This is a genomic window from Streptomyces sp. NPDC052682, assembly GCF_040678435.1.
In the GTDB taxonomy this organism is placed as follows: Bacteria; Actinomycetota; Actinomycetes; order Streptomycetales; family Streptomycetaceae; genus Streptomyces.
Genome location: NZ_JBFATS010000003.1, coordinates 94,228 through 114,883 on the forward strand (window position 1 = coordinate 94,228; position 20,656 = coordinate 114,883).

General features: G+C 72.0%; 20 protein-coding genes and 2 tRNA genes. 8 read left to right on the forward strand and 14 right to left on the reverse strand.

Annotated elements, in window-relative coordinates; translation table 11 throughout:
* Window positions 1-47: 47 nt before the first annotated feature.
* The 7 genes from AB0K80_RS05290 to AB0K80_RS05320 all read right to left on the reverse strand — a co-directional run bounded on the left by AB0K80_RS05290 (window position 48) and on the right by AB0K80_RS05320 (window position 6,695).
* A complete protein-coding gene (locus tag AB0K80_RS05290) occupies window positions 48-1,028 on the reverse strand; it encodes a hypothetical protein (RefSeq protein ID WP_365666022.1) in 981 nt (326 codons plus the stop codon).
* A 139-nt stretch (window positions 1,029-1,167) separates the two neighbouring features.
* Window positions 1,168-2,412: an HD domain-containing protein gene (locus AB0K80_RS05295; protein ID WP_365666024.1), complete on the reverse strand. Its 1,245-nt coding sequence runs from the start codon at window positions 2,410-2,412 to the stop codon at window positions 1,168-1,170.
* The gene (locus AB0K80_RS05300; protein WP_365666025.1) at window positions 2,409-3,773 is read right to left on the reverse strand and encodes an HD-GYP domain-containing protein; all 1,365 of its coding nucleotides are present in this window, start codon (window positions 3,771-3,773) and stop codon (window positions 2,409-2,411) included. Before AB0K80_RS05300 ends, AB0K80_RS05295 begins: the two co-directional genes overlap by 4 nt.
* Window positions 3,774-3,958: 185 nt before the next feature.
* A complete protein-coding gene (rsrA, locus tag AB0K80_RS05305) occupies window positions 3,959-4,297 on the reverse strand; it encodes a mycothiol system anti-sigma-R factor (RefSeq protein WP_365666027.1) in 339 nt (112 codons plus the stop codon).
* Entirely contained in the window at window positions 4,294-4,983 is a 690-nt protein-coding gene (sigR, locus tag AB0K80_RS05310) for an RNA polymerase sigma factor SigR (protein ID WP_365666029.1), read from the reverse strand. Before sigR ends, rsrA begins: the two co-directional genes overlap by 4 nt.
* A 256-nt stretch (window positions 4,984-5,239) precedes the next feature.
* Window positions 5,240-5,869 carry an alpha/beta family hydrolase gene (locus AB0K80_RS05315; protein WP_365666031.1) on the reverse strand — a complete coding sequence of 210 codons (630 nt, stop codon included), beginning with the start codon at window positions 5,867-5,869 and terminating at the stop codon, window positions 5,240-5,242.
* Between the two features lie 10 nt (window positions 5,870-5,879).
* Window positions 5,880-6,695 (reverse strand): SOS response-associated peptidase, encoded by an 816-nt coding sequence (locus AB0K80_RS05320; RefSeq protein ID WP_365666033.1) that lies wholly within the window; start codon window positions 6,693-6,695, stop codon window positions 5,880-5,882.
* Window positions 6,696-6,745: 50 nt separating this feature from the next.
* Here AB0K80_RS05320 and AB0K80_RS05325 point away from each other — a divergent pair, with 50 nt between their 5' ends.
* The 4 genes from AB0K80_RS05325 (at window position 6,746) to AB0K80_RS05340 (ending at window position 10,373) form a co-directional block, all read left to right on the forward strand.
* A complete protein-coding gene (locus AB0K80_RS05325; RefSeq protein ID WP_365666034.1) occupies window positions 6,746-7,468 on the forward strand; it encodes a M50 family metallopeptidase in 723 nt (240 codons plus the stop codon).
* Between the two features lie 120 nt (window positions 7,469-7,588).
* Entirely contained in the window at window positions 7,589-8,905 is a 1,317-nt protein-coding gene (gene aroA, locus AB0K80_RS05330) for a 3-phosphoshikimate 1-carboxyvinyltransferase (RefSeq protein ID WP_365666036.1), read from the forward strand.
* A gap of 11 nt (window positions 8,906-8,916) precedes the next feature.
* Window positions 8,917-9,927 carry a ribosome small subunit-dependent GTPase A gene (rsgA, locus tag AB0K80_RS05335; RefSeq protein ID WP_365666038.1) on the forward strand — a complete coding sequence of 337 codons (1,011 nt, stop codon included), beginning with the start codon at window positions 8,917-8,919 and terminating at the stop codon, window positions 9,925-9,927.
* A 122-nt stretch (window positions 9,928-10,049) separates the two neighbouring features.
* On the forward strand, window positions 10,050-10,373 hold the full coding sequence (locus AB0K80_RS05340; protein WP_188183305.1) for a multidrug efflux SMR transporter: 324 nt from the start codon (window positions 10,050-10,052) through the stop codon (window positions 10,371-10,373).
* A 16-nt stretch (window positions 10,374-10,389) separates the two neighbouring features.
* On the opposite strand, the gene AB0K80_RS05345 is transcribed toward AB0K80_RS05340, so the two are convergent.
* Window positions 10,390-10,998: a TetR/AcrR family transcriptional regulator gene (locus AB0K80_RS05345; RefSeq protein ID WP_365666039.1), complete on the reverse strand. Its 609-nt coding sequence runs from the start codon at window positions 10,996-10,998 to the stop codon at window positions 10,390-10,392.
* A gap of 289 nt (window positions 10,999-11,287) precedes the next feature.
* Here AB0K80_RS05345 and hisN point away from each other — a divergent pair, with 289 nt between their 5' ends.
* The 3 genes from hisN to AB0K80_RS05360 all read left to right on the forward strand — a co-directional run bounded on the left by hisN (window position 11,288) and on the right by AB0K80_RS05360 (window position 13,105).
* Window positions 11,288-12,088 (forward strand): histidinol-phosphatase, encoded by an 801-nt coding sequence (gene hisN / locus AB0K80_RS05350; RefSeq protein ID WP_365666041.1) that lies wholly within the window; start codon window positions 11,288-11,290, stop codon window positions 12,086-12,088.
* 122 nt (window positions 12,089-12,210) lie between these two features.
* Complete coding sequence (locus AB0K80_RS05355) at window positions 12,211-12,612, forward strand: CBS domain-containing protein (RefSeq protein WP_365666043.1); 402 nt, start codon at window positions 12,211-12,213, stop codon at window positions 12,610-12,612.
* Between the two features lie 76 nt (window positions 12,613-12,688).
* Window positions 12,689-13,105, forward strand: coding sequence for a Fur family transcriptional regulator (locus AB0K80_RS05360; RefSeq protein WP_365666045.1), 417 nt, complete (start codon window positions 12,689-12,691; stop codon window positions 13,103-13,105).
* Window positions 13,106-13,236: 131 nt separating this feature from the next.
* Here the strand turns inward: AB0K80_RS05360 and AB0K80_RS05365 are convergent.
* From AB0K80_RS05365 to AB0K80_RS05380, 4 genes are all read right to left on the reverse strand, one after another.
* A tRNA-Met gene (locus AB0K80_RS05365) sits at window positions 13,237-13,310 on the reverse strand.
* Between the two features lie 106 nt (window positions 13,311-13,416).
* A complete protein-coding gene (locus AB0K80_RS05370) occupies window positions 13,417-15,234 on the reverse strand; it encodes a tetratricopeptide repeat protein (RefSeq protein WP_365666047.1) in 1,818 nt (605 codons plus the stop codon).
* A gap of 206 nt (window positions 15,235-15,440) precedes the next feature.
* A tRNA-Met gene (locus tag AB0K80_RS05375) sits at window positions 15,441-15,514 on the reverse strand.
* A gap of 44 nt (window positions 15,515-15,558) precedes the next feature.
* A complete protein-coding gene (locus AB0K80_RS05380; protein WP_365666049.1) occupies window positions 15,559-18,519 on the reverse strand; it encodes a UPF0182 family protein in 2,961 nt (986 codons plus the stop codon).
* Window positions 18,520-18,662: 143 nt separating this feature from the next.
* Between AB0K80_RS05380 and AB0K80_RS05385 the strand changes: the two genes are divergently transcribed.
* Window positions 18,663-19,205 (forward strand): PPA1309 family protein, encoded by a 543-nt coding sequence (locus tag AB0K80_RS05385; RefSeq protein WP_365666051.1) that lies wholly within the window; start codon window positions 18,663-18,665, stop codon window positions 19,203-19,205.
* A 6-nt stretch (window positions 19,206-19,211) separates the two neighbouring features.
* On the opposite strand, the gene AB0K80_RS05390 is transcribed toward AB0K80_RS05385, so the two are convergent.
* Together AB0K80_RS05390 and AB0K80_RS05395 are read right to left on the reverse strand one after the other, a co-directional pair.
* Window positions 19,212-20,303, reverse strand: a complete 1,092-nt coding sequence (locus AB0K80_RS05390) for a PDZ domain-containing protein (protein WP_365666053.1) — start codon at window positions 20,301-20,303, stop codon at window positions 19,212-19,214.
* A gap of 102 nt (window positions 20,304-20,405) precedes the next feature.
* Window positions 20,406-20,570: a hypothetical protein gene (locus AB0K80_RS05395; RefSeq protein ID WP_365666055.1), complete on the reverse strand. Its 165-nt coding sequence runs from the start codon at window positions 20,568-20,570 to the stop codon at window positions 20,406-20,408.
* Window positions 20,571-20,656 lie beyond the last annotated feature (86 nt).

Genomic DNA, 20,656 nt, shown 5'->3' on the forward strand with positions numbered 1-20,656 from the left:
CCGGGGGGAGAACCGGGGATGTCGTGCTGATACAGGGTACGGCGAACTCAGCAGACCTCTTCCAGATCCCGCCAGTCCCGTGAGTCCGGGCTGTCCGCGACCCAGCCGTCCAGCAAGCCCCGCACCAGCGAGGCCGGCGCCGCGATCCCGCACTCGCGCTCGGGAACCCACAACTGCCCGTCCGTCCGGTGCCCGAGCGGCCCGGGATGCCCCGGCTCACTGTGATCGTGCGGGTCGAGATGCTCCCCGTCGCCCTCGTCGGAGGGCATCCGTGACTCCGAGCACATCCGGCACAGCAACCGCACGGACGAGGACCAGTCCTCGGCGGCGAAGCCCGCGTCCGCGGCCAGCTGCTCCAGGGCGTCGCGGTCGGCCTCGGTCGCCGCCTCCAGCAGCACGACCCAGGTGGGCACGGGCGAGGGCGCCCACAGCTCGATCTCGTCGAAGACAGGGTAGGTGTGCCCGGCTGCGGTGGTCCGCTCCCCGTGCGGCACGCCGTCGTGCAGCACGACCTCGCCCCAGCGCCGCCCGGAGGACGGCAGCGGAATCGACAGCACCTCGATGCGGGCGGGGTCGAGCCGCCGCCCCCACACCACTTCGGCCTCCCCTTCCGGGGACAGCCGTACGGCCGCGCTGCCGAGGTTCATGCCGACCGGCTCGCCGGAGCCGGTGGCGCTGCCCGGCACCCGCAGCCCGTAGGCCTGCCAGGCGCGCCGGGCCAGCGGCCAGTCCTGCAGGGCGGTCGCGGCGATGCCGACGTTCCACCAGTCGGGCGCCCCGGCGTCCCGGTCCAGCAGCGCCACCGCCCGGAGGCCGGCCGCCCGGGCCTGCTCCCAGTCGTGCCGGAACTTGTGCAGCAGGGCAAGGTTGAACCAGGACTCCGACAGCCAGGGCTCCAGATCGGCGGCCCGCGTCAGCAGCGCGCCCGCGTCCTCGTACCGCCCGTCGCCGATGAGCGTGAACGCGCGGTCCGTGGCCTGCCGCCAGGTGGCGGAGGGCCGGTGTCGTCCCTTGCCGAAGATCCTCACGATTCCCGCCTGCCAGTTCCGTGCGGTGGGCCGGCCCTGCCTGTGTCCGCTCTCCCGGACAGCCCCCGGTCAGCCCCCGGACACCCTTCTCCTTCGCATCCAACCACGTACGGCCTCACGGGCGCTCATTACCCATGGGTTACCCCGTGACGGGGAGGGTCAGACAGCCCCGGGCGAGTACCCGGGCCAGGGATTCCACCACTTCGGGCGCGTACTGTCCGCCGGTGGCCAGCCGCAGTTCCTCCAGCGCCGCGAGCGGCCCGCCCGGCCCGCCGTCCCGGGCCTTCTCCTCGTACGCGTTGACCGCCCGCACGATACGGGCCGCCAGGGGCTGTTCCCGGTACGGGTCGGCCTGCCGCTCCACGACCACCGCCACCCGGGGATCCACCCCGGTCTGCCGTACGACGGCCCCGCCGAGCAGCGCGATCCGCCGCTGCTCCGCCTCGGGCAGCGCGGCGGTGGCCCCGGCGGGCACCGGGTCGACGAGGCTGAGCTGCCCGATGTCGTGCATGAGGGCGGCGTACTCCAGCACGGTCAGTTCCGGCTCGGTCAGGCCCAGGTCGCGCCCGACGGCCTGGCTGAGCGCGGCGACGCGCCGGGCGTGCCCGCTCGGGGTGCAGCCGGCGATCTCGGTGGCCCGGGCGAGGGAGGCGATGGTCTGCCGGTAGGTGGCGCGCACGGCCGCGTAGCGGCGGAAGGAGAGCTGGGCGAGCAGCAGCGGCACGGAGAACACGGGCAGCGCCCACAGACCCATGACGGCGACCGCCAGCGCCATCACGGCGCCCGTGGCGATGACGGCCGTACCGATGCCGGGCACGGCCCGCAACTCGTCCCGCAGCACCGGCACGAACGGCCACCCGGTGCGGGCGTGGGCCAGCGCGGCGGCCAGCACCGCGTCGTACAGCGCGGTCAGCGACAGCAGCGCGAGCAGCAGCAGGGCGTAGGCGGGGCCGACCCAGTCGGTGAGGGCGCCGCGGTCGTACAGCGGCTGGAAGCACACGGCGACGAACCCGACGGTGAGCGCCCGGCGCGCCAGGTGGTCCACGGTGGGCCCCTGGCCGCGCGCGATGTGCGGCACGCTGCCGAGCAGCGAGGCGGTGAGCACCACGGTGACGACCTGGGCGGCACCGTGCCGGGTCGGCTGCCCGGCGTCGGCTCCCAGCAGCGCGTACGACAGGGCGCCGGCGGCGCCGAGCGGCGCGGCCTCCCGGACCCGCTCGCCGTTCCACCGGATGCCCTCGCCGACGGCCACGAGCAACCCGAAGGCGAGGGCGACGCCGCGTTCCTCCAGGCCGGACCAGAGGGTGGCGGCGAGCGAGCCGACGGCGAGGAGACCGGCGCAGGTGTGGACGAGGCGGAGCAGCAGGGGCCGGTGCGCGTTCATCGCTGCGCTCCGGGCCGGGTGGCCACCGGCGGGGCGGGCGCGGGGAGCTGAGGCGGATGGGCGTCGTCGGCGGTGACCGCCGGACGCCAGCCGTACCGGCCGAGCGCCCGGACCAGGGCCTCGACCATCACCGGGTCGAACTGGCTGCCGGCGCACCGCCGGAGCTCCTCCAGGGCCACTTCGACCGGCCGGGCCCGGCTGTAGGACCGGGTGGAGGTCATCGCGTCGAAGGCGTCCGCGACCGCGACCACCCGCGCCGACTCGGGGATCTGGCTGCCGACGAGCCCGTACGGGTATCCGCTGCCGTCCAGCCGCTCGTGGTGGTGCAGCACGGCCGCCCTGGCCTCGCCCAGGAAGGAGATGCCGCGCACCATCTCGTGCCCGTACTCGGGGTGCAGCTCGATCACCCGCCGCTCCTCGGGGGTCAGCGGGCCGTTCTTGGTGAGCACGCGGGTGGGTACGCCCAGCTTGCCCACGTCGTGCAGGATCCCGGCGAACCGGATGACCTCGATCCGCTCGTCGTCCATGCCGAGTTCGCGGGCGATCATCACCGAGGCCTGCCCGACCCGCTCGCTGTGTCCGCGCGTGTAGCCGTCCTTGATGTCGACGGCCTGCACGAGCGCCCGGATCGTCGCCTGGTGCGCGGCCCGCTCCCGGTGGTACTGGGCGAACGCCCACCAGGAGACGCACATCGGCAGCAGCACGAGCAGCGCGGCGACGGGACCGTACGGGCTGCGCCACAGCACGGCCATCATCAGCCCGGCGAGTCCGTGCACGGCGATCGGGGCGAGGGAGCGCGGGAACAGGCCCCGCCAGGCCCGGCGCACCGGCACCCTCCCCCACGGCCCGAACGGCGTGGGCGGTGCCCCCACGCCCGCGGCCAGGATGCCGCCGTCCAGGAGGGCCAGGACCACCCAGAAGGCCAGCACCGCGGCCCCGGTCGGTCCGAGGGCGTGCGGGACGTCACCGGCCGCGACCGCGTCCCGGCCGCCGAGCGCCCCGTGCACCCGGGCCGCGGCCCACACGCCGAGGGCGAGCTGGGCGGCGCGCCAGATCCGCCGCAGCAGGAAGGGCCGCTGCGCGACGTGCGACAGCAGCGCGCCCGGCAGCGGGACGAGCGCGGCGGCGGGCGCCGGCAGCAGGAACGCTCCGGCGAGCAGCACCGGATAGAACGTGCCCGCCGGGTGGGAGATCCCGACGAACCGGGACCGGGCCAGGCGCTCGCAGCCGGCGTAGAGCACGGCCAGCAGCACCACGACCCACCAGCGGAACCGGACCACCGGCAGCGGCAGCAGGCACAGCACGGCGCATGCGGCGACACAGACGACGTAGATGCGGGCGCGTGCCGGTACCGCCTCCATGGAGCCCCTCCCCGACCGGCCGAGCCTGTCGATGTGACCTGCCTGTCAGGCATCGGAGCCTAGGGCGGTCCCCGGGGGCTCCACGGGTCGATAACCCGTGGATTAGCACGTTCGAGTGACGAGTTCCGGCCGGGGATCCGGGCCTGTCCGTACGGCCGGCCGGGCAGAGGGGAGGTGCCGGGGTGTCAGGACTCCCGCGGCGTGGCAGGCGCGGCCCGGGGCACCTCGGGTGCGGGCGCGGCCACCACGTCCTGGTCGGGCACGGCCTGCCCGGAGCGGATCAGCTCGATGCGTCCCATGACCTTGGCGCGCAGGTCACCCGGTACGTCGTCATGCCCGCAGCACCGCTTGACCAGCTTCTTCACGGCCTGTTCGAGCCCGTACTTCTCCAGGCAGGGCGAGCACTCCTCGAAGTGGTGCTCGAACTTCACGCAGTCGGCATCCGGCATCTCACGGTCGAGGAACTCGTAGAGATGATCGAGGATTTCGCTGCAATCCGTCTCGTGCGGCTCACCGCAGCTCATGACCCCGAGCCTTTCGCTTCGTTCGACTCTCCGGCGCCGGCCGGGACCAGCCCCCGCTCGCGGGCGTAGTCCTCGAGCATGCCGCGCAGTTGACGGCGGCCCCGGTGCAGCCGGGACATCACCGTACCGATGGGTGTCCCCATGATGTCGGCGATCTCCTTGTAGGCAAAGCCCTCGACATCCGCCAGGTACACGGCGATGCGGAACTCCTCGGGGATCGCCTGGAGGGCTTCCTTCACGTCCGAGTCCGGCAGGTGGTCCAGCGCCTGCGACTCCGCGGAGCGCAGACCCGTCGACATGTGCGACTCGGCGCGGGCGAGCTGCCAGTCCTCGATCTCCTCGGCCGCGCTGCGCTGCGGTTCGCGCTGCTTCTTGCGGTAGGAGTTGATGAAGGTGTTGGTCAGGATCCGGTACAGCCACGCCTTGAGGTTGGTGCCCTCGCGGAACTGGTGGAAGGACGCGTACGCCTTGGCGTACGTCTCCTGCACCAGGTCCTCGGCGTCGGCCGGGTTGCGCGTCATGCGCAGCGCGGCCGAGTACATCTGGTCGAGGAACTCGAGCGCGTCCCGCTCGAAGCGCGCGCTGCGCTCGGCGGTCGTCTCCGCGCCCGTGCCGCTGCCCTGGCCCTCGGGCTGCTCCGCCTGGCCGTGTTCGGTCCCTGCGTCGGTACCGGGAACCGGACCCACCTCCTCAAGTGATCTCGTGAAACCGAAACCAGTCTCACCCGAATCGGAGGATAGACGACGATCCGGTCCGCCCGCCGCTCGAACAGGAGCGGTCTTGGCCGCGTGCAGTACCGTCCACTCCAGGTCGGCACGGCTGCTGCGGCTCGGGCAAGTGAGCGAACCCATGCGGCGGACTTCCTCTCCCACGACATCGGTGCCGGTGTCCGGCACGTACGTCCGCCACAACAGTGGGGTGGGCCCTGGCATTCCCGAAGTTTTACCCCAGTGATCCGGTCCACTTCACCACCGCGTCCGTGATCCCCTGCAGGGCCTCGTCCTGGGTGATCTCCGCCCGCTTGGGGACGGCGAAGCCGTGATCGCCGTACGGCACCTCGACCAGGTCGTACGGTCCCTCCGGGAACTCCTCGGGCCTGCCGAACGGGTCGTTGCCGCCCTGGACGACCAGGGTGGGCACCCCGGAACCGAGCAGCTCGCCGGCGCGGGACTTCTCCGGCCGGCCCGGCGGGTGGAGCGGGAAGCTCAGGGCGAGGACGGCCGCGGCCTGCAGCTCGGTCGCCGTGCGGCAGGCCACCCGGGCACCGGCGCTGCGCCCGCCGCTGATCACCGGCAGGCCGGGCGCGGCCAGCGCGGGCCACAGGCCCCGCCAGCCGGTGTCCAGCGTCTTCGGCGCGGGGGCGACCTTCTTCCCGGCCACCCGCCAGGGCTGCTCGACGAGGGCGACGCTCACGCCGTGACCGGGCAGGACGGCGGCGAGCGCCTGGAGGTCCCGGGCCTCGACGCCGCCGCCCGCGCCGTGACCGACCGCCAGCACGAACCGGGCCCTGCGGGCCGGGTGCCAGGTGATGCGGGCCGTGCCCGCCTCCGTCTCGATGGTCTCGGATGTCACGTCTTCCACATCAGAAGAGTGTGCCCTCTTCGGGTCCGGCCAGCTCCTTCAGCAGCTGAGGGCCGTTGTTGCGCACGTTGCTCACGGCCGTGGAGACGGGGTAGGCCCGCATCAGCCCGGGCGGCGGCGGGGCCAGCAGGGCGCGCAGGTCGTCGGGGTCGGTGAGGGACGGGTCGAGCCAGGCGTCCCAGCGGTCGGGCGTGAGCATGAGCGGCATCCGGGGGTGGATCTCGGCCAGCGAGCGCGGGCCCTCGGCCGGGGCCACCGCCAGGGGGGTCCGCTCCGCCTCGGTGGTGATCACCGAGCAGGTCACCCACCAGGCCTGCGGATGGTCGTCGGGCAGGGTCCTGTCCCGCCAGAACTCGTACAGCCCGGCCATCGCGAACACCGACCCGTCGGCGGGCAGCACGAAGTAGGGCTGCTTGCGCGGACGCTTGCGCCGTCCCTCGACCTCCAGTTCGCGCTCCTGGCTGCCGGTGACCCACTCGTAGTAGCCGTCGGCGGGGATGATGCAGCGCCGGGCGGCGAAGGCCCGGCGGAACGACGGCTTCTCGTGGACCGTCTCCGCGCGGGCGTTGATCAGGCGGGCTGCGCCCTCGGGCGTCTTGGCCCAGGACGGGACGAGGCCCCAGCGCAGGCGGCGCAGCTGGCGAACCGGGCGCGGGTCGTCCGCGTCCTTCACAGGGCGGTCCAGGACGGCGTAGACCTCCTTGGTCGGCGCCACGTTGTAGTCGGGCTCCAGGGTCTCCTCCGGCTCCCACTTGTCGACCTCAAAGATTCCTGCGAGATCCTCTGGCCCACGACTGGCCGCATACCGTCCGCACATGCGTGCCACACTGCCAGATCCCACCTGACCCCAGGGAGCAATCGCCGCACATGGACAGCATCGCAACCGCCTCCCTCGCCTCCCTCTGGGACGAGGTCTCCGGCACCCAGCCCGACCCCGACCTGTGGGTGGTGATCGCGACGCTGGTCGCCGCGCTCGCCGTGGTCGTCCCGCACGGCCTGTGGCGCATCTCCCGCAACGCGATCACCATCGCCCACGAGGGCGGGCACGGGCTCGTGGCCCTGCTGACCGGCCGCACGCTGACCGGCATACGGCTGCACTCCGACACCAGCGGGCTGACCGTCAGCCGCGGCAAGCCGTACGGGCTCGGCATGATCCTCACGGCGGCGGCCGGGTACACCGCGCCGCCCCTGCTGGGTCTCGGGGGTGCCGCGCTGCTGGACACCGGCCGCATCACGCTGCTGCTGTGGCTGGCCACATTCCTCCTGGTGGCGATGCTGGTGATGATCCGCAACGCCTACGGGGCGCTGACCGTGTTCCTCACCGGCGGCACGTTCGTGGTGGTGTCCTGGCTGACCGGACCGCAGGTGCAGGCGGCGTTCGCGTACGCGGTGGTGTGGTTCCTGCTGCTGGGGGGTGTGCGGCCGGCGTTCGAACTGCAGGCGAAGCGGGCGCGCGGGGGTGCCGGGGACTCGGACGCGGACCAGCTGTCACGGCTGACGCACGTCCCGGCGGGGCTGTGGCTGTTCCTGTTCCACGCGGTGTCGTTGTGCTCGCTGCTGGGCGGGGGGCGCTGGCTGCTGGGGGTCTGACCGGCCGGTCCGCCGGGCGGGCGGCCGCGCCGGCGGGCGGCTTTGCCGCGGGTGCGACCGGCCCCCACGGCGCCGCCCCGCACCACGGCCTGCCCACCCCCCTCCTTATAAAGTGGGGCCATGGCCTCGAACCCCGCACACACCGCCCTCTGGCCCGCCCCGCACGCGAGCGGAGCCGTCGACGCGACGGTCCACGTGCCCGGGTCCAAGTCGGTCACCAACCGTGCCCTGGTGCTCGCCGCCCTCGCCTCCGAGCCGGGCTGGCTGCGCCGCCCGCTGCGCTCGCGCGACACGCTGCTGATGGCCGGTGCGCTGCGGGCGATGGGCGTGGAGATCGAGGAGGGGGTCGGTCCGGACGGGACCGGAGAGGCCTGGCGCGTCCTGCCGAACGTGCTGCGCGGCCCGGCCACCGTCGACGTCGGCAACGCGGGCACGGTGATGCGCTTCCTGCCGCCGGTCGCCACGCTCGCCGACGGCCCGGTCCGCTTCGACGGCGACCCGCGGTCCTACGAGCGTCCCCTGAACGGCGTCATCGACGCGCTGCGGCAGCTCGGGGCCCGCATCGACGACGACGGACGCGGCGCGCTGCCGCTGACCGTGCACGGCGGCGGCGCCCTGGACGGCGGCACGGTCGAGGTCGACGCGTCCTCCTCGTCCCAGTTCGTCAGCGCCCTGCTGCTGTCCGGCCCGCGCTTCAACCAGGGCGTGGAGGTCCGCCACACCGGAGCGACGCTGCCCTCCCTGCCGCACATCCGGATGACCGTCGACATGCTGCGCGCGGTCGGCGCCCAGGTGGACACGCCCGAGTCGGGCGGTGAGCCCAACGTGTGGCGGGTGACCCCGGGCGCCCTGCTCGGCCGGGACCTGACCATCGAGCCGGACCTGTCCAACGCCCAGCCGTTCCTGGCGGCGGCGCTGGTGACCGGCGGCAGGGTCGTCATCCCGGACTGGCCGGAGCGCACCACCCAGCCCGGTGACCGGCTGCGCGAGATCTTCACCGAGATGGGCGGCTCGTGCGAACTGACCGACTACGGGCTGGTGTTCACCGGCTCGGGCGCGATCCACGGCATCGACGTGGACCTGGGCGAGGTCGGCGAGCTGACGCCGGGCATCGCGGCGGTCGCGGCCCTCGCGGACTCCCCCTCGACCCTGCGCGGCGTGGCCCACCTGCGCCTCCACGAGACGGACCGTCTGGCCGCGCTGACCAAGGAGATCAACGAGCTCGGCGGTGACGTGGCGGAGACCGCCGACGGGCTGCACATCCGCCCGCGCCGCCTGCACGGCGGGATCTTCCACACCTACGAGGACCACCGCATGGCCACGGCCGGCGCGATCATCGGCCTCGCGGTCGAGGGCGTGCAGATCGAGAACGTGGCGACGACCGCCAAGACCCTGCCGGACTTCCCCGAGCTGTGGACCGGGATGCTCGGGGCGTAGGGACATCCGCGATGCGCCGTTACGGCAAGCACACCGACGAGGACGACATCCGCACGCGCCCCGGCCGCCGGGGCACCCGGCCCCGTACGCACATCCGCCCCAAGCACGAGGACGCGGCCGAGGGCATGGTCCTCACCGTCGACCGGGGCCGGCTGACCTGCCTCGTCGACGGCCGGACCGTGCTGGCGATGAAGGCCCGGGAGCTGGGCCGCAAGGCGGCGGTCGTCGGTGACCGGGTGGCCCTGGTCGGGGACCTGTCCGGCAAGAAGGACACGCTGGCGCGGATCGTGCGCATCGAGGAGCGCAGCTCCGTCCTGCGCCGCACCGCCGACGACGACGATCCCTACGAGCGGGTGGTCGTCGCCAACGCCGACCAGCTCGCCATCGTCACGGCCCTGGCCGACCCCGAGCCCCGCCCGCGCCTGATCGACCGCTGCCTGGTCGCCGCGTACGACGGCGGCCTGGACCCCCTGCTGGTGCTCACCAAGTCGGACCTCGCCCCGCCCGACAAGCTCCTGGAGCTGTACGGCGACCTCGACATCCCGTACGTCGTCACCAGCCGCGAGGAACTGGAGAACGGCGATGCGGCGGACCGGGTGCGCGCGCACCTGGACGGCAAGATCACGGCGTTCGTGGGCCACTCGGGCGTCGGCAAGACCACGCTGGTGAACGCGCTGGTCCCCGAGGAGCGCCGCCGTACGACGGGCCATGTGAACGCGGTGACGGGACGCGGCCGCCACACCACCACCTCGGCGCTGGCGCTGCCGCTGTGGGGCGCCGACGGCTGGGTGGTCGACACCCCGGGCGTGCGGTCCTTCGGCCTCGCCCACATCGACCCGTCCCGCGTCATCCACGCCTTCCCCGACCTGGAAGCGGGTACGGAGGGCTGCCCGCGCGCGTGCAGCCACGACGAGCCGGACTGCGCGCTGGACGCGTGGGTGGCCGAGGGGCACGCGGACCCGGCCCGGCTGTACTCGCTGCGCAGACTGCTGGCCACGCGGGAGCGGACGGAAGGGGACTGACCTCCGCGTTGTTTGTCATGGCGTGCGGACGGTAAGTGCATAATCGCACCAAGCCGGAGCCAAGGAACGGCAAAGCGGCATGGCGAGCGGTCACACAGCGTGGGGCAACGGGAGGACGACACATGGCGTGGCTGCTGGTCATCGTGGCCGGATTGCTCGAGACCGGCTTCGCCGTCTGCCTGAAGCTGTCGCACGGCTTCACCCGGCTGTGGCCGACGATCGCGTTCTGCGCCTTCGCCCTCGGCAGTTTCGGTCTGCTGACGCTGTCCTTGAAGAAGCTCGACGTGGGACCGGCGTACGCGGTGTGGACCGGCATCGGGGCGGCGGGCACGGCGATCTACGGCATGGTGTTCCTCGGTGACCTGGTCTCGACCCTCAAGATCGTGTCGATCAGCCTGGTGATCATCGGCGTGATCGGTCTGCAGCTGTCGGGCTCGGCGCACTGACCTCCACCGGCCTTCGTCACACCGGCTGCCGCTGGAGGGCGCCGCGCACCAGGCCGGCGACCCCGCCCTCGCCCGGCGGGGCGGCCACGCAGGACAGAGCGAGCCGGACGGCCAGTTCACAGCAGCGGGCCAGCTCCGCGGTGTCCGACCTGGGTGTGCCGGGCCCGGCCAGCGCGGCCACCGCCCGGTCCCGCACGAGCGCGACGAAGTCGCCCGGCGAGGGCAGCGGGCCGTCGGCGCGGCGCTGGGCCGGTACGACGGAGGAGGACGGCACCGCCGACAGCGTCGGCGAGGGCAGCCGCTCGCTCCAGCAGCCGGTGAGCAGGGCGCGGACCAGGGCGTTCTCGCGGGCCGCCGAGGTCAGCCACTCGGCGATCGCGGTCAGCCGCTCGCGGGTGTCGCCGTGTCCGGCCAGAGCCCGGTCGACCCCGGCGAGACACCCGTCCGCCTCCCGCCGCACGAGAGCCCGGGCGAGCCCGTCCTTGCTGCCGAACTCGTTGTACAGCGTCTGCCGGGAGACTCCGGCCGCCGCGGCCACGTCCACCATCCGCACCGTGGCCCACGGCCTGCGCTCCAGCGCCGTGTAAGCGGCGTCCAGCAGGGATTCCCGCGCTGCAGGCATCATCGCCTCCCCTTGGGGCGAGCGGCTCTGCGCCCAGATTTGACGCCCCCGGAGGCACTGTCAACCCTGCGCGCAGGGGGCTGCTGACAGGCCGACCCGGCGCCTTGGCGAGCGCTCCTGTCGTGGGCCCGCCGGCCACCCGGCCGCGGGCCATCGTGCCGCCCCGGGGGGCGCGGGTGGGCGCGGCGGCACTGCGCTGCGCCGGGTCGCGCACCCATCGGCGGCAGACCGGCGCCGAGCACCCCCGACCCCCGCTGGCCCCACCCCCACCTCGACGGATACCGTTCCTCACATGCCCGACTACCTCGACGACCTGCGCCTCGCCCACGTCCTCGCGGACGCCGCCGACGCCGCGACGACGGACCGGTTCAAGGCCCTCGACCTCAAGGTCGAGACCAAGCCGGACATGACGCCGGTGAGCGAAGCGGACAAGGCCGCGGAGGAACTCATCCGCGGCCAGCTGCAACGCGCCCGCCCGAGGGACGCGATCCTCGGCGAGGAGTACGGCATCGAGGGCACCGGCCCCCGCCGCTGGGTGATCGACCCGATCGACGGCACGAAGAACTACGTACGCGGCGTCCCCGTCTGGGCCACCCTCATCGCCCTGATGGAAGCCGGCGAGGGCGGCTACCAGCCCGTCGTCGGTGTCGTCTCCGCCCCGGCCCTCGGCCGCCGCTGGTGGGCGGCGAAGGGCCACGGCGCCTTCTCCGGCCGCAGCCTCACCAAGGCGACCCGCCTCCAGGTCTCCCGCGTGGCGCAACTGGCCGACGCCTCCTTCGCGTACTCCTCCCTCAGCGGCTGGGAGGAGCAGGGCCGCCTCGACGGCTTCCTCGACCTCACCCGCGAGGTGTGGCGCACCCGCGCGTACGGCGACTTCTGGCCGTACATGATGGTCGCCGAGGGCTCCGTCGACCTGTGCGCCGAGCCGGAGCTGTCCCTGTGGGACATGGCCGCGAACGCGATCATCGTCACGGAGGCGGGCGGCACCTTCACCGGCCTCGACGGCCGACCCGGCCCGCACAGCGGCAACGCGGCCGCCTCGAACGGCCTGCTCCACGACGAGCTGCTGGGGTATCTCAACCAGCGCTACTGAACGCCCCTTGTTGACTCCCGCTTTACCTGCCACCCTGGGGGTCCCGCCATTTGTGAACTTGTGAAGCGCTCAACGAACGCTCCCGACCGACGGCGGGCACACCCCAGGAGGTGGCTGCATCCATGCTCGTCCGCGACGCCATGAGCACGGTGGTCCTCACCATCGGCCCCGACCACACCCTCCGCCAGGCCGCCGCGCTGATGTCCGCCCGCCGGGTCGGCGCGGCCGTCGTCCTCGACCCGGACGCCGGCGGCATCGGCATCCTCACCGAACGCGACATCCTGAACTCCGTGGGTCTCGGCCAGAACCCGGACACGGAGCGCGCCCAGGACCACACCACCACGGACGTCGTGTTCGCCGCCCCGGTCTGGACTCTGGAGGAGGCGGCCCGCGCCATGGCGCACGGCGGCTTCCGCCACCTCATCGTGCTCGACCGCGGCGAGCCGGCCGGCGTCGTCTCGGTGCGCGACATCATCCGCTGCTGGGCACCCGTACGGCACCGCGTACCCGCCCCATCACATTAGATGGCTTCTAAAACGAGGAACGTTCCAAAATCACACCCATTCAGGATCTGGCCCTCGTGCTGTTAAGCTGGTCGGTATGAGTGACCTTCTGGAACGGCTGCGCGGACGCGGATGGCGGATGACCGCGCAGCGGCGCGTAGTGGCCGAGGTCCTCGACGGCGAACACGTGCACCTGACGGCCGACGAGGTCCACGCCCGGGCTGTCGCCAAGCTGCCCGAGATCTCCCGGGCGACCGTCTACAACACGCTGGGCGAGCTCGTCTCCCTCGGCGAGGTGCTCGAGGTCACCACCGACAAGCGCGCCAAGCGGTACGACCCGAACGCCCACCGCCCGCACCACCACCTGGTCTGCGCGCAGTGCGGCGCGATCCGCGACGTCCACCCGCAGGGCAACCCGCTGGCCGACCTCCCCGACTCGGAACGCTTCGGCTTCACGGTGTCGGACGTGGAGGTCACATACCGCGGCCTGTGCCCCAACTGCGCGCAGGCGTAAGGTTCACCGCTTCACCGAAGGCCCCGGCACGGGTGTGTGCCGGGGCCTTCCGCTGTGACCGGCGCGCTCACCGGCGACCGCGAACACACCGAGGGCCGAAGCCCTTTCGGACTCCGGCCCTCGATCTTCAGTAGCGGGGACAGGATTTGAACCTGCGACCTCTGGGTTATGAGCCCAGCGAGCTACCGAGCTGCTCCACCCCGCGTCGGTGAATGCAACGTTACGTCAAGACCGCGGACAGAAGCAAATCGCTTGTCCGGGCCCCGCTGCAGGCAGTCCCGGCAGCGCGGTGGGCCCGGCATTCCCACCGGTCACGCGGACAGCTCCTGCACCAGCGCGTCGCGCAGTCGCGCCGCCCGCTCCGCGACGGACTCCGGCCCCAGCGCCACCGCGCGGTCGGCCCACCGCTGCCCCTCGGCCAGCTCTCCCCGACGCGCGTAGAGCAGGGCCAGCCGCAACGCCGCCCGGCCGTGCCCGGCCTCGGCCGCCCGGGTCCACCACACGACCGCCTCCGGCTCGCTGCCCTCCCGGGCCAGCAGCAGCCCGAGGTTGAACGCGCCGTTGCGGGACCCGGCTTCGGCGGCCTCCCGGTACCACCGGGCCGCCTCCGCAACATCGCCACGGGCGGCGGCGAGCATCCCGACCCGCACCTGGGCGCGCCGGTGCCCCTGGGAGGCCGCCCGCTCGTACCACTCCTCGCACTCGCTGCGCTGGTGGACGGGCTCCCCCAGTTCGTGGGTGGGCTCCGGCGGACGGCGCGCGTCCAGCAGGGTGGCCAGCCGGTATGCGGCCTCCGCGCTGCCGCCCCCCGCCGCGCAGCGCAGGTACCGTTCGGCCTCCTGCTCGTCGCCGTCCCGCAGCCGTGCGATGCCGACCTGGAGGGCCGCCTCCGTGTGCCCGGCCACCGCGGCCCGCTCGTACCACCGCAGGGCGGCCGGGTGCTCGCCCCGGCCGGCGTACAGGATGCCGAGGTTGAAGGCGGCGTCCACGCTGCCGGCCTCGGCGGCCTTGGAGAACCACGGCTCCGCGCCGGTCTCGTCGCCGCCGCGCAGCAGCAGGATCGCCAGCGCGTTGGCCGCCTCCCGGTGCCCGGCGTACGCGGCCCGCCGGTACCACTGTTCGGCCTGTGTGGTGCGCCCCTGCTCGGCGCAGAGCAGGCCGAGGTTGTACGCGCCGTTCACATCGCCCGCGTCCATCGCGGCCCGGTACCACCGCTCGGCGGTCTGCGTCTCGCCGCGCTCGGCGTGCAGCGCGCCCAGTGCGTTGGCGGCGTTGCCGTCGCCGTCCTGGGCGGCCCGCAGCCACCACACGGCGGCGTTCTCGGTGTCGCCGGCGTCCCGCAGCAGGAACCCCAGCGCGCAGGCGGCCCGCGCCTCCCCGTCCTTGGCGGACGTCAGGTACCAGCGGCCGGCCTCCTTCAGCTCGCCGCGCTTCTCCAGGATCGCCCCCAGGTGCAGCGCGGCCCGCCGGTGGCCGCGCGCGGCGGCCTGCCGGTACCACTGCTCGGCCTCGTCCAGCAGCCCGTCGCCCTCGTCGTCGCCCTCCTGGGCGGCTGTGCGGTCCAGGGTGCGCGCCAGCCGGTACGCCGCCTCCCGGTGCCCTCGCTCGGCCGCCGCTCTCATCCACCGCCGGGCCTCCGGGTCCCCCCGGTGTTCCAGCAGGTCGGCGAGCGCGTACGCACCGAGGGCATGGCCCTGTTCGGCGGACTGGCGCAGCCAGTACTCGGCGGCGGGTTCGTCGCCGCGCTCGCGGTGGTGCCGGCCGAGCGCGTGAGCGGCGGCGGCCGACCCGGCCACGGCGGCGATGCGCCACCATCCGGCGGCCTCGTCGGCGTACCCGCGCTGGTGCAGCAGGACCCCGAGGTTGTTGGCGGCGGCGCGGTCGCCCGCGGCGGTGGCGGCGCGCAGGTGGGGTTCGGCTCCGTCGAGGTCGCCCCGGCGCAGCAGCATGGCCCCGAGGACGCTCATCGCCTCGACGTCACCGGCCTCGGCGGCGAGCCGCTGGCGCAGCTCCTCCGCCGCCTCGTCAGCGACCTCTTCGGCCTCGTCCGGGGTGGTCTCCTCCCGGGTGGAAGGCTGCACAAAACGCCCTGTCTCGAACAGAGTTGCCTTGTCCCCCATAACGTCCATCGTCGCACCACCTGCAACCTGGGTACACCTGGTATACCGCAGTCAGTGAGGTCACTTCAGCGTTTTGTCGACATGCCCACAGAGAGACAAGTCAAACACAGATCTCCCAACTGGCCCTGTCAGCGCTGCCGTCGACCGGGTCAGCACATGCGTTCACACATCACGAAGGCCCGGATTCCTTGTGGAATCCGGGCCTTCGCTATCAGTAGCGGGGACAGGATTTGAACCTGCGACCTCTGGGTTATGAGCCCAGCGAGCTACCGAGCTGCTCCACCCCGCGCCGTTGCTGGTCAACCGTATCACGGCGCGGGACGGGCTATTCGATCACCCGGTGCCCCGGCTGCTGGGGCTGGGGCTGGGGCTCGGACTGGAGCCGGCCTTCCCGCCGCCCTGGCCCCGCTCGGCCCGCGCCTGCGCCTCCTCGGCCCGCTGGAGCGCCTCCTCCAAGGCCTTCTGCGCCCGGCCGTAGGCCTCCCAGTCGTTCTCCCGGAGGGCCTTCTGGCCGTCGTCGAAGGCCTTCTGGGCGTCGTTCAGCGCCTCCTGGACCGTCGGGTTCCCGGACGTGGGCGGTGGTGTGGTGCCCTCGTCCTCGCCCGGCGGTTCGTCCGGCGGGGTCTTCCCCTGCGCTCCGAAGACCTTGTTGAGGGCCTCGTCGAGGGTGTTCTCGAAGGCGGTCTCGCCTCCATAGGTCACCAGAACCTTGCGCAGCAACGGGTACTTCAGTCCACCGCCGCGTACGTAGACCGGCTCCACGTACAGCAGTCCTCCGTCGAGCGGAACCGTCAGCAGGTTGCCGTACTCGACCTCCGAGTCACCGCCTCTGAGCAGCCTGATGGACTCGGCGATGTCCTCTTGGGAGTTGAACTGGCTCTGGACCTGCTTGGGGCCGTTGACCGTGGTGTTGGTGGGCAGTTTGAGGATTCTGATCGTGCCGTAGTCAGGGGTGCCGGCCTCGGCGTCGACCGCCATGAACGCGCTGAGGTTGTCCCGGCCGTTGGGCGTGAAGGTCGTCGTCAGCGAGAACGCCTGTTCCTTCTGGTCGGGCATCCTCATGCTCAGGTAGTACGGCGGCACCGCGTTGCCCGCCCGGTTGGTCGGGTCGTCCGGCACCTGCCACACCTCGCTGCCGCTGAGGAAGGTCGTCGCGTCCTTCACGTGGTAGCGGGTGAGCAGCTCGCGCTGGACCTTGAACAGGTCCTGCGGGTAGCGCAGGTGCGCCATCAGGTCACCGGAGATCTTCGACTTCGGCTCCACCGTGTCGGGGAACGCCTTCATCCAGGTCTTCAGGACCGGGTCCTTGGTGTCCCACTGGTAGAGCTTGACCTCGCCGGTGTACGCGTCGACGGTCGCCTTCACCGAGTTGCGGATGTAGTTGACCTGGTTCTGCTGCGCCACCACCGCGCGGTTGTCGTTCGTCGCGGTCAGCGAGTCGGCCGTGGTGTCCCCGAGGGTCGTGCGCGAGGAGTACGGGTAGCCGTTCGTCGTCGTGTACGCGTCGACGATCCACTGGATGCGGCCGTCCACGACCGCCGGGTAGGCGTCGCCGTCGATGGTCAGCCACGGGGCGACCGCCTCGACGCGCTCCTTGGGCGTGCGGTTGTACAGGATCCGCGAGCCGTCGCCGATGGCGCCCGAGTAGAGGATCTGCGGCTCGCCGAACGCCACCGCGTACGCGGCCCGGTTGACCGGGCTGGAGAGGTTGACCCCGCTGTCGCCCTGGTAGCTGGTGGTCTTCTCGCCGCTGTCGTCGGAGTAGTCGATCTCCTTCTGGGGACCGCCGACGATCGAGTACGTGGTGGTCTTCTCGCCGTAGTAGATCCGCTGCTCGTACGTCCCGAGGTCGCCCTTGGAGGGCAGGTCCGACTCGGTGAAGACCGGGCGGCCCTGGGGGTCGGCGCTGGTGCCCTCGGCGGCGACCACGCCGTAACCGTGGGTGTAGCGGAAGTGGTTGTTGATCCAGTTCTTCTTGGGGATGCCCGCCAGGTTCAGCTCGCGCAGGCCGATGACGGTGTCCTGCTCCTTGCCGCCCCTGGCGTAGCGGTCGACATCCAGGTTGTTCGGGAACGCGTAGTAGTTCCTGATCTGCTGGAGCTGCTGGAACGTCGGCGAGACGATGTTCGGGTCCATGATCCGGATGCTCGCCGTGGCGTCGACGTCGTCGCGCAGCTGCGACTTGTCCTCCGTCGTGCTGGTGCCCGAGTAGTCGGTGACCTTGGCGCCGTCGATGCCATAGGCCTCGCGCGTCGCCTTGAGGTTCTTCTCGACGTACGGCGCTTCCTTGGCCTGCTCGTTCGGCTGGACCTGGAACTTCTGGACGATCGCCGGATACAGCCCGCCGATGAGGATCGCGGAGAGCACCATCAGGCCGAAGCCGATCACGGGCAGCTGCCAGGTGCGCCGCCACAGGGTGGCGAAGAACAGCAGCGCGCAGATGACGGCGATGCAGAACAGGATCGTCTTGGCCGGCAGGTAGGCGTTGGCGTCGACGTACCTCAGGCCGGTCCAGTTGTCGGTCGCCTTGAAGTCGCTGGACTTGACCGCGAGCCCGTAGCGGTCGAGCCAGTACGCGACCGCCTTCAGGGCGACGAAGATCCCTATGAGCACCGACAGATGGCCGGTGGCCGCGGCCGTGGCGCGCGCGCCCGGGCTGGTGATGCGCAGCCCGCCGTACAGGTAGTGGGTGAGCGCGGCGGCGATCACGGACAGGATCGCGGCGGCGAAGCCGAAGCCGAGCAGGAACCGGTACCAGGGCAGGTCGAAGGCGTAGAAGGAGACATCCAGCTTGAACTGGGGGTCCTTCTCCCCGAAGGACACGCCGTTCACCCACATCAGCCAGGTCCGCCACTGGCCGGAGGCGGAGGCGCCGGCGATCAGGCCGACCAGGGAGGTGATCCCGAGCAGCAGCCACTTCTTGTAGGGCGCGATGCCCATCCGGTACCGGTCGAGGTTCTGCTGCTCCATGGACATGGCGCTCAGCGGCGGCCGCAGCCGGTGTGCCAGCCAGATGTTCAGGCCGACGGCGAGCGCCATCAGCAGCCCGAAGACGAAGAACAGCCCGATCTTCGTCCACAGGGTGGTGGTGAACACGGACGAGTAGTTCACCGACCGGTACCAGAGCCAGTCCGTCCAGAAGCCCGCGAACATGGTGAACGCCATGCCGAGGACGGCCAGGACGCCCAGTGTCATGAGCAGGGTCCGGACACGCCGGGACGGGCGGCCCACTCTGATCCGTGGCCCCGTCGGGCCTCCGCCGCGGTCCGGCATCTGGAAAGCCAAGGTGCGCACCTCGAAGTTCGCTGTCGATTCGTCAGGCCCGCTGGGTCACGGACCCTCCGTGGCCCCCGGTGATCGCGGGCCCCCACCTATGCAACTTACTCACCGTTTACCCGGTTCCCGATTCCGGTCAGGAACGAGGCAGGATTGTGACCATGTCCAACACTCCCATGGCGGCGAACCCGCTCACCCGGGCCGTGCTCGAGATCGACGAGTACGTCTCCGGCCTCGGCTGGGACCAGCCCGCCCGTCTCTTCGCCCTCGTCGACACCGCACGGCTGCGGGCCGAGCAGCCCTCGCTCGCGGACCGGCTCGGTCTGGATGACGACTCCGGCACCTCCGGTCTCACCCCGATCGAGCAGGACGAGATTCCAACGGGCAAGCCGCTGGATGAGTTCCTCGCCACGATCGCCTGGCCCGACGCGGTGGCCGGCTGTGCCCTGGCGGTCGAGCGGCTGATGCTGCCGCCGTCCGCCGAGGCGCAGGTTCCGCAGGGCCTGGACGAGGCCGCCCTGTCGAAGTGGGTGGCCGAGCACCCGGACCGCCAGGAGGTCCGTATGACGGTGGCGGTGCTGCGCGACGGCGGCCGCGAGTCGGCTCTGCGGCTGCGCGAGAAGGACTCCCCCACGGAGGTCCTCACCGGCTCCGACCTGGTGCCCGGCCTGGCGGAGGCGCTGGCGGCGACGTTCGAGGAGTAGCCCCGGCTACTTTCCGCACGTCGGCAGGTCGGCGGTGTCGCCGCCGCGGATGTCCTTGAGGGCCTTCAGGGCGTCGTCGACGGTGCCGACCTTCACCAGGGTCAGCCCCTCGGGGGTGTCCTTGGCGGCGGCCGCGCAGTTGTCGGCGGGCGTCAGGAAGTACCGGGCGCCCTTGCTGCGCGCGCCGACGGTCTTCATCTCGATGCCGCCGATCGGCCCGACCTTGCCGTCGTCGTCGATCGTGCCGGTCCCCGCGACGAACGTGCCGCCGGTCAGGCTGCCCGGGGTGAGCTTGTCGTAGATCCCGAGCGCGAACATCAGCCCGGCGCTCGGACCGCCGACATCGGCCAGCTTGATGTCGATGGTGAACGGGAACGTGTGGTCCACCCCGGCGGAGATCCCGACGATGGCGCGCTTGCGCCCGCCGTCGTCGGAGGTCTTCGTGGTGAGGGTGACCTGCTCGGTCCTCGTCGCCGTCCGCTTCTCCTTCTCGGCGGCCGCCTGCTCCTTGGCGGGCACGATCGTGAAGACGACGTCCTGGCCGGGCTGGTGCCTGGTGACCAGCTTCGCGACGTCGGCCGGTTCCTTCACCGCCGTACCGTCCACGGCCTTGATCACGTCACCGGCGTGCAGCCTGCCCTGCGCCGGGGAGTCCTTGACGACCGTGGAGACGATCACCCACGACTTGACCGGGATGCCGAGTTCCTTCAGGGCGGCGACCTTGGCGCTCTCCTGGGACTGGCTGAACTCCTCGGCGTTCTCCTGGGTGGACTGCTCCTCGGTCTTGCCGTCGGGGTAGAGGGTGTCGTGCGGGACGACCTTGTTGTCGTGCGCGAGCCACCCGTAGACGGCCTCGACCAGGTTCATGCGGTAGTCGGCGCTGGTGACCCGGACGGTGGTCATGTTGAGGTGCCCGGTGGTCGGGTACGTCTCGTGCCCGGAGATCTGCAGCACCGGCTCGCCGTCGTGGTCCGCGAGGGTGTTCACCGTCGGCCCCGGGGACATCTCCGAGTACGGCACGGGGATGAACACTCCCGCGCACAAGAGCGCGATCAGCATCAGGGTGGAGGCGAGCATCGTCGCAGTGCGGCGTGGCATGCATCGACAGTACGGGACGCGTCTGTCAGCGCACCGTCAGGGCCGCCCGTCCGGGGCGGCCCGACCGTCTGCCGCGTCTGTGACCTGCTGTTTCCGGCGTCGTCAGCTGCCCGGCCGGGACTTCTCCATGGCCTCGCGGAAGCGGGCGTACCCGATGAGCTCGGGCCCGTCGCTGCGCACCTTGCGGGTCCGGTTGGCCCAACTTCCCCACAGTCCCGCGGCGATCGCGGCCACCAGCGGAATCAGCAACCAGGCGAGCGACGCCATCCCGACCTCCCAACCCCGACTGAGCGTCCGCAACTGACTGATCAGCAGATTAACGATCCGCTGTCACAACGCTCACGCCAGGGGTG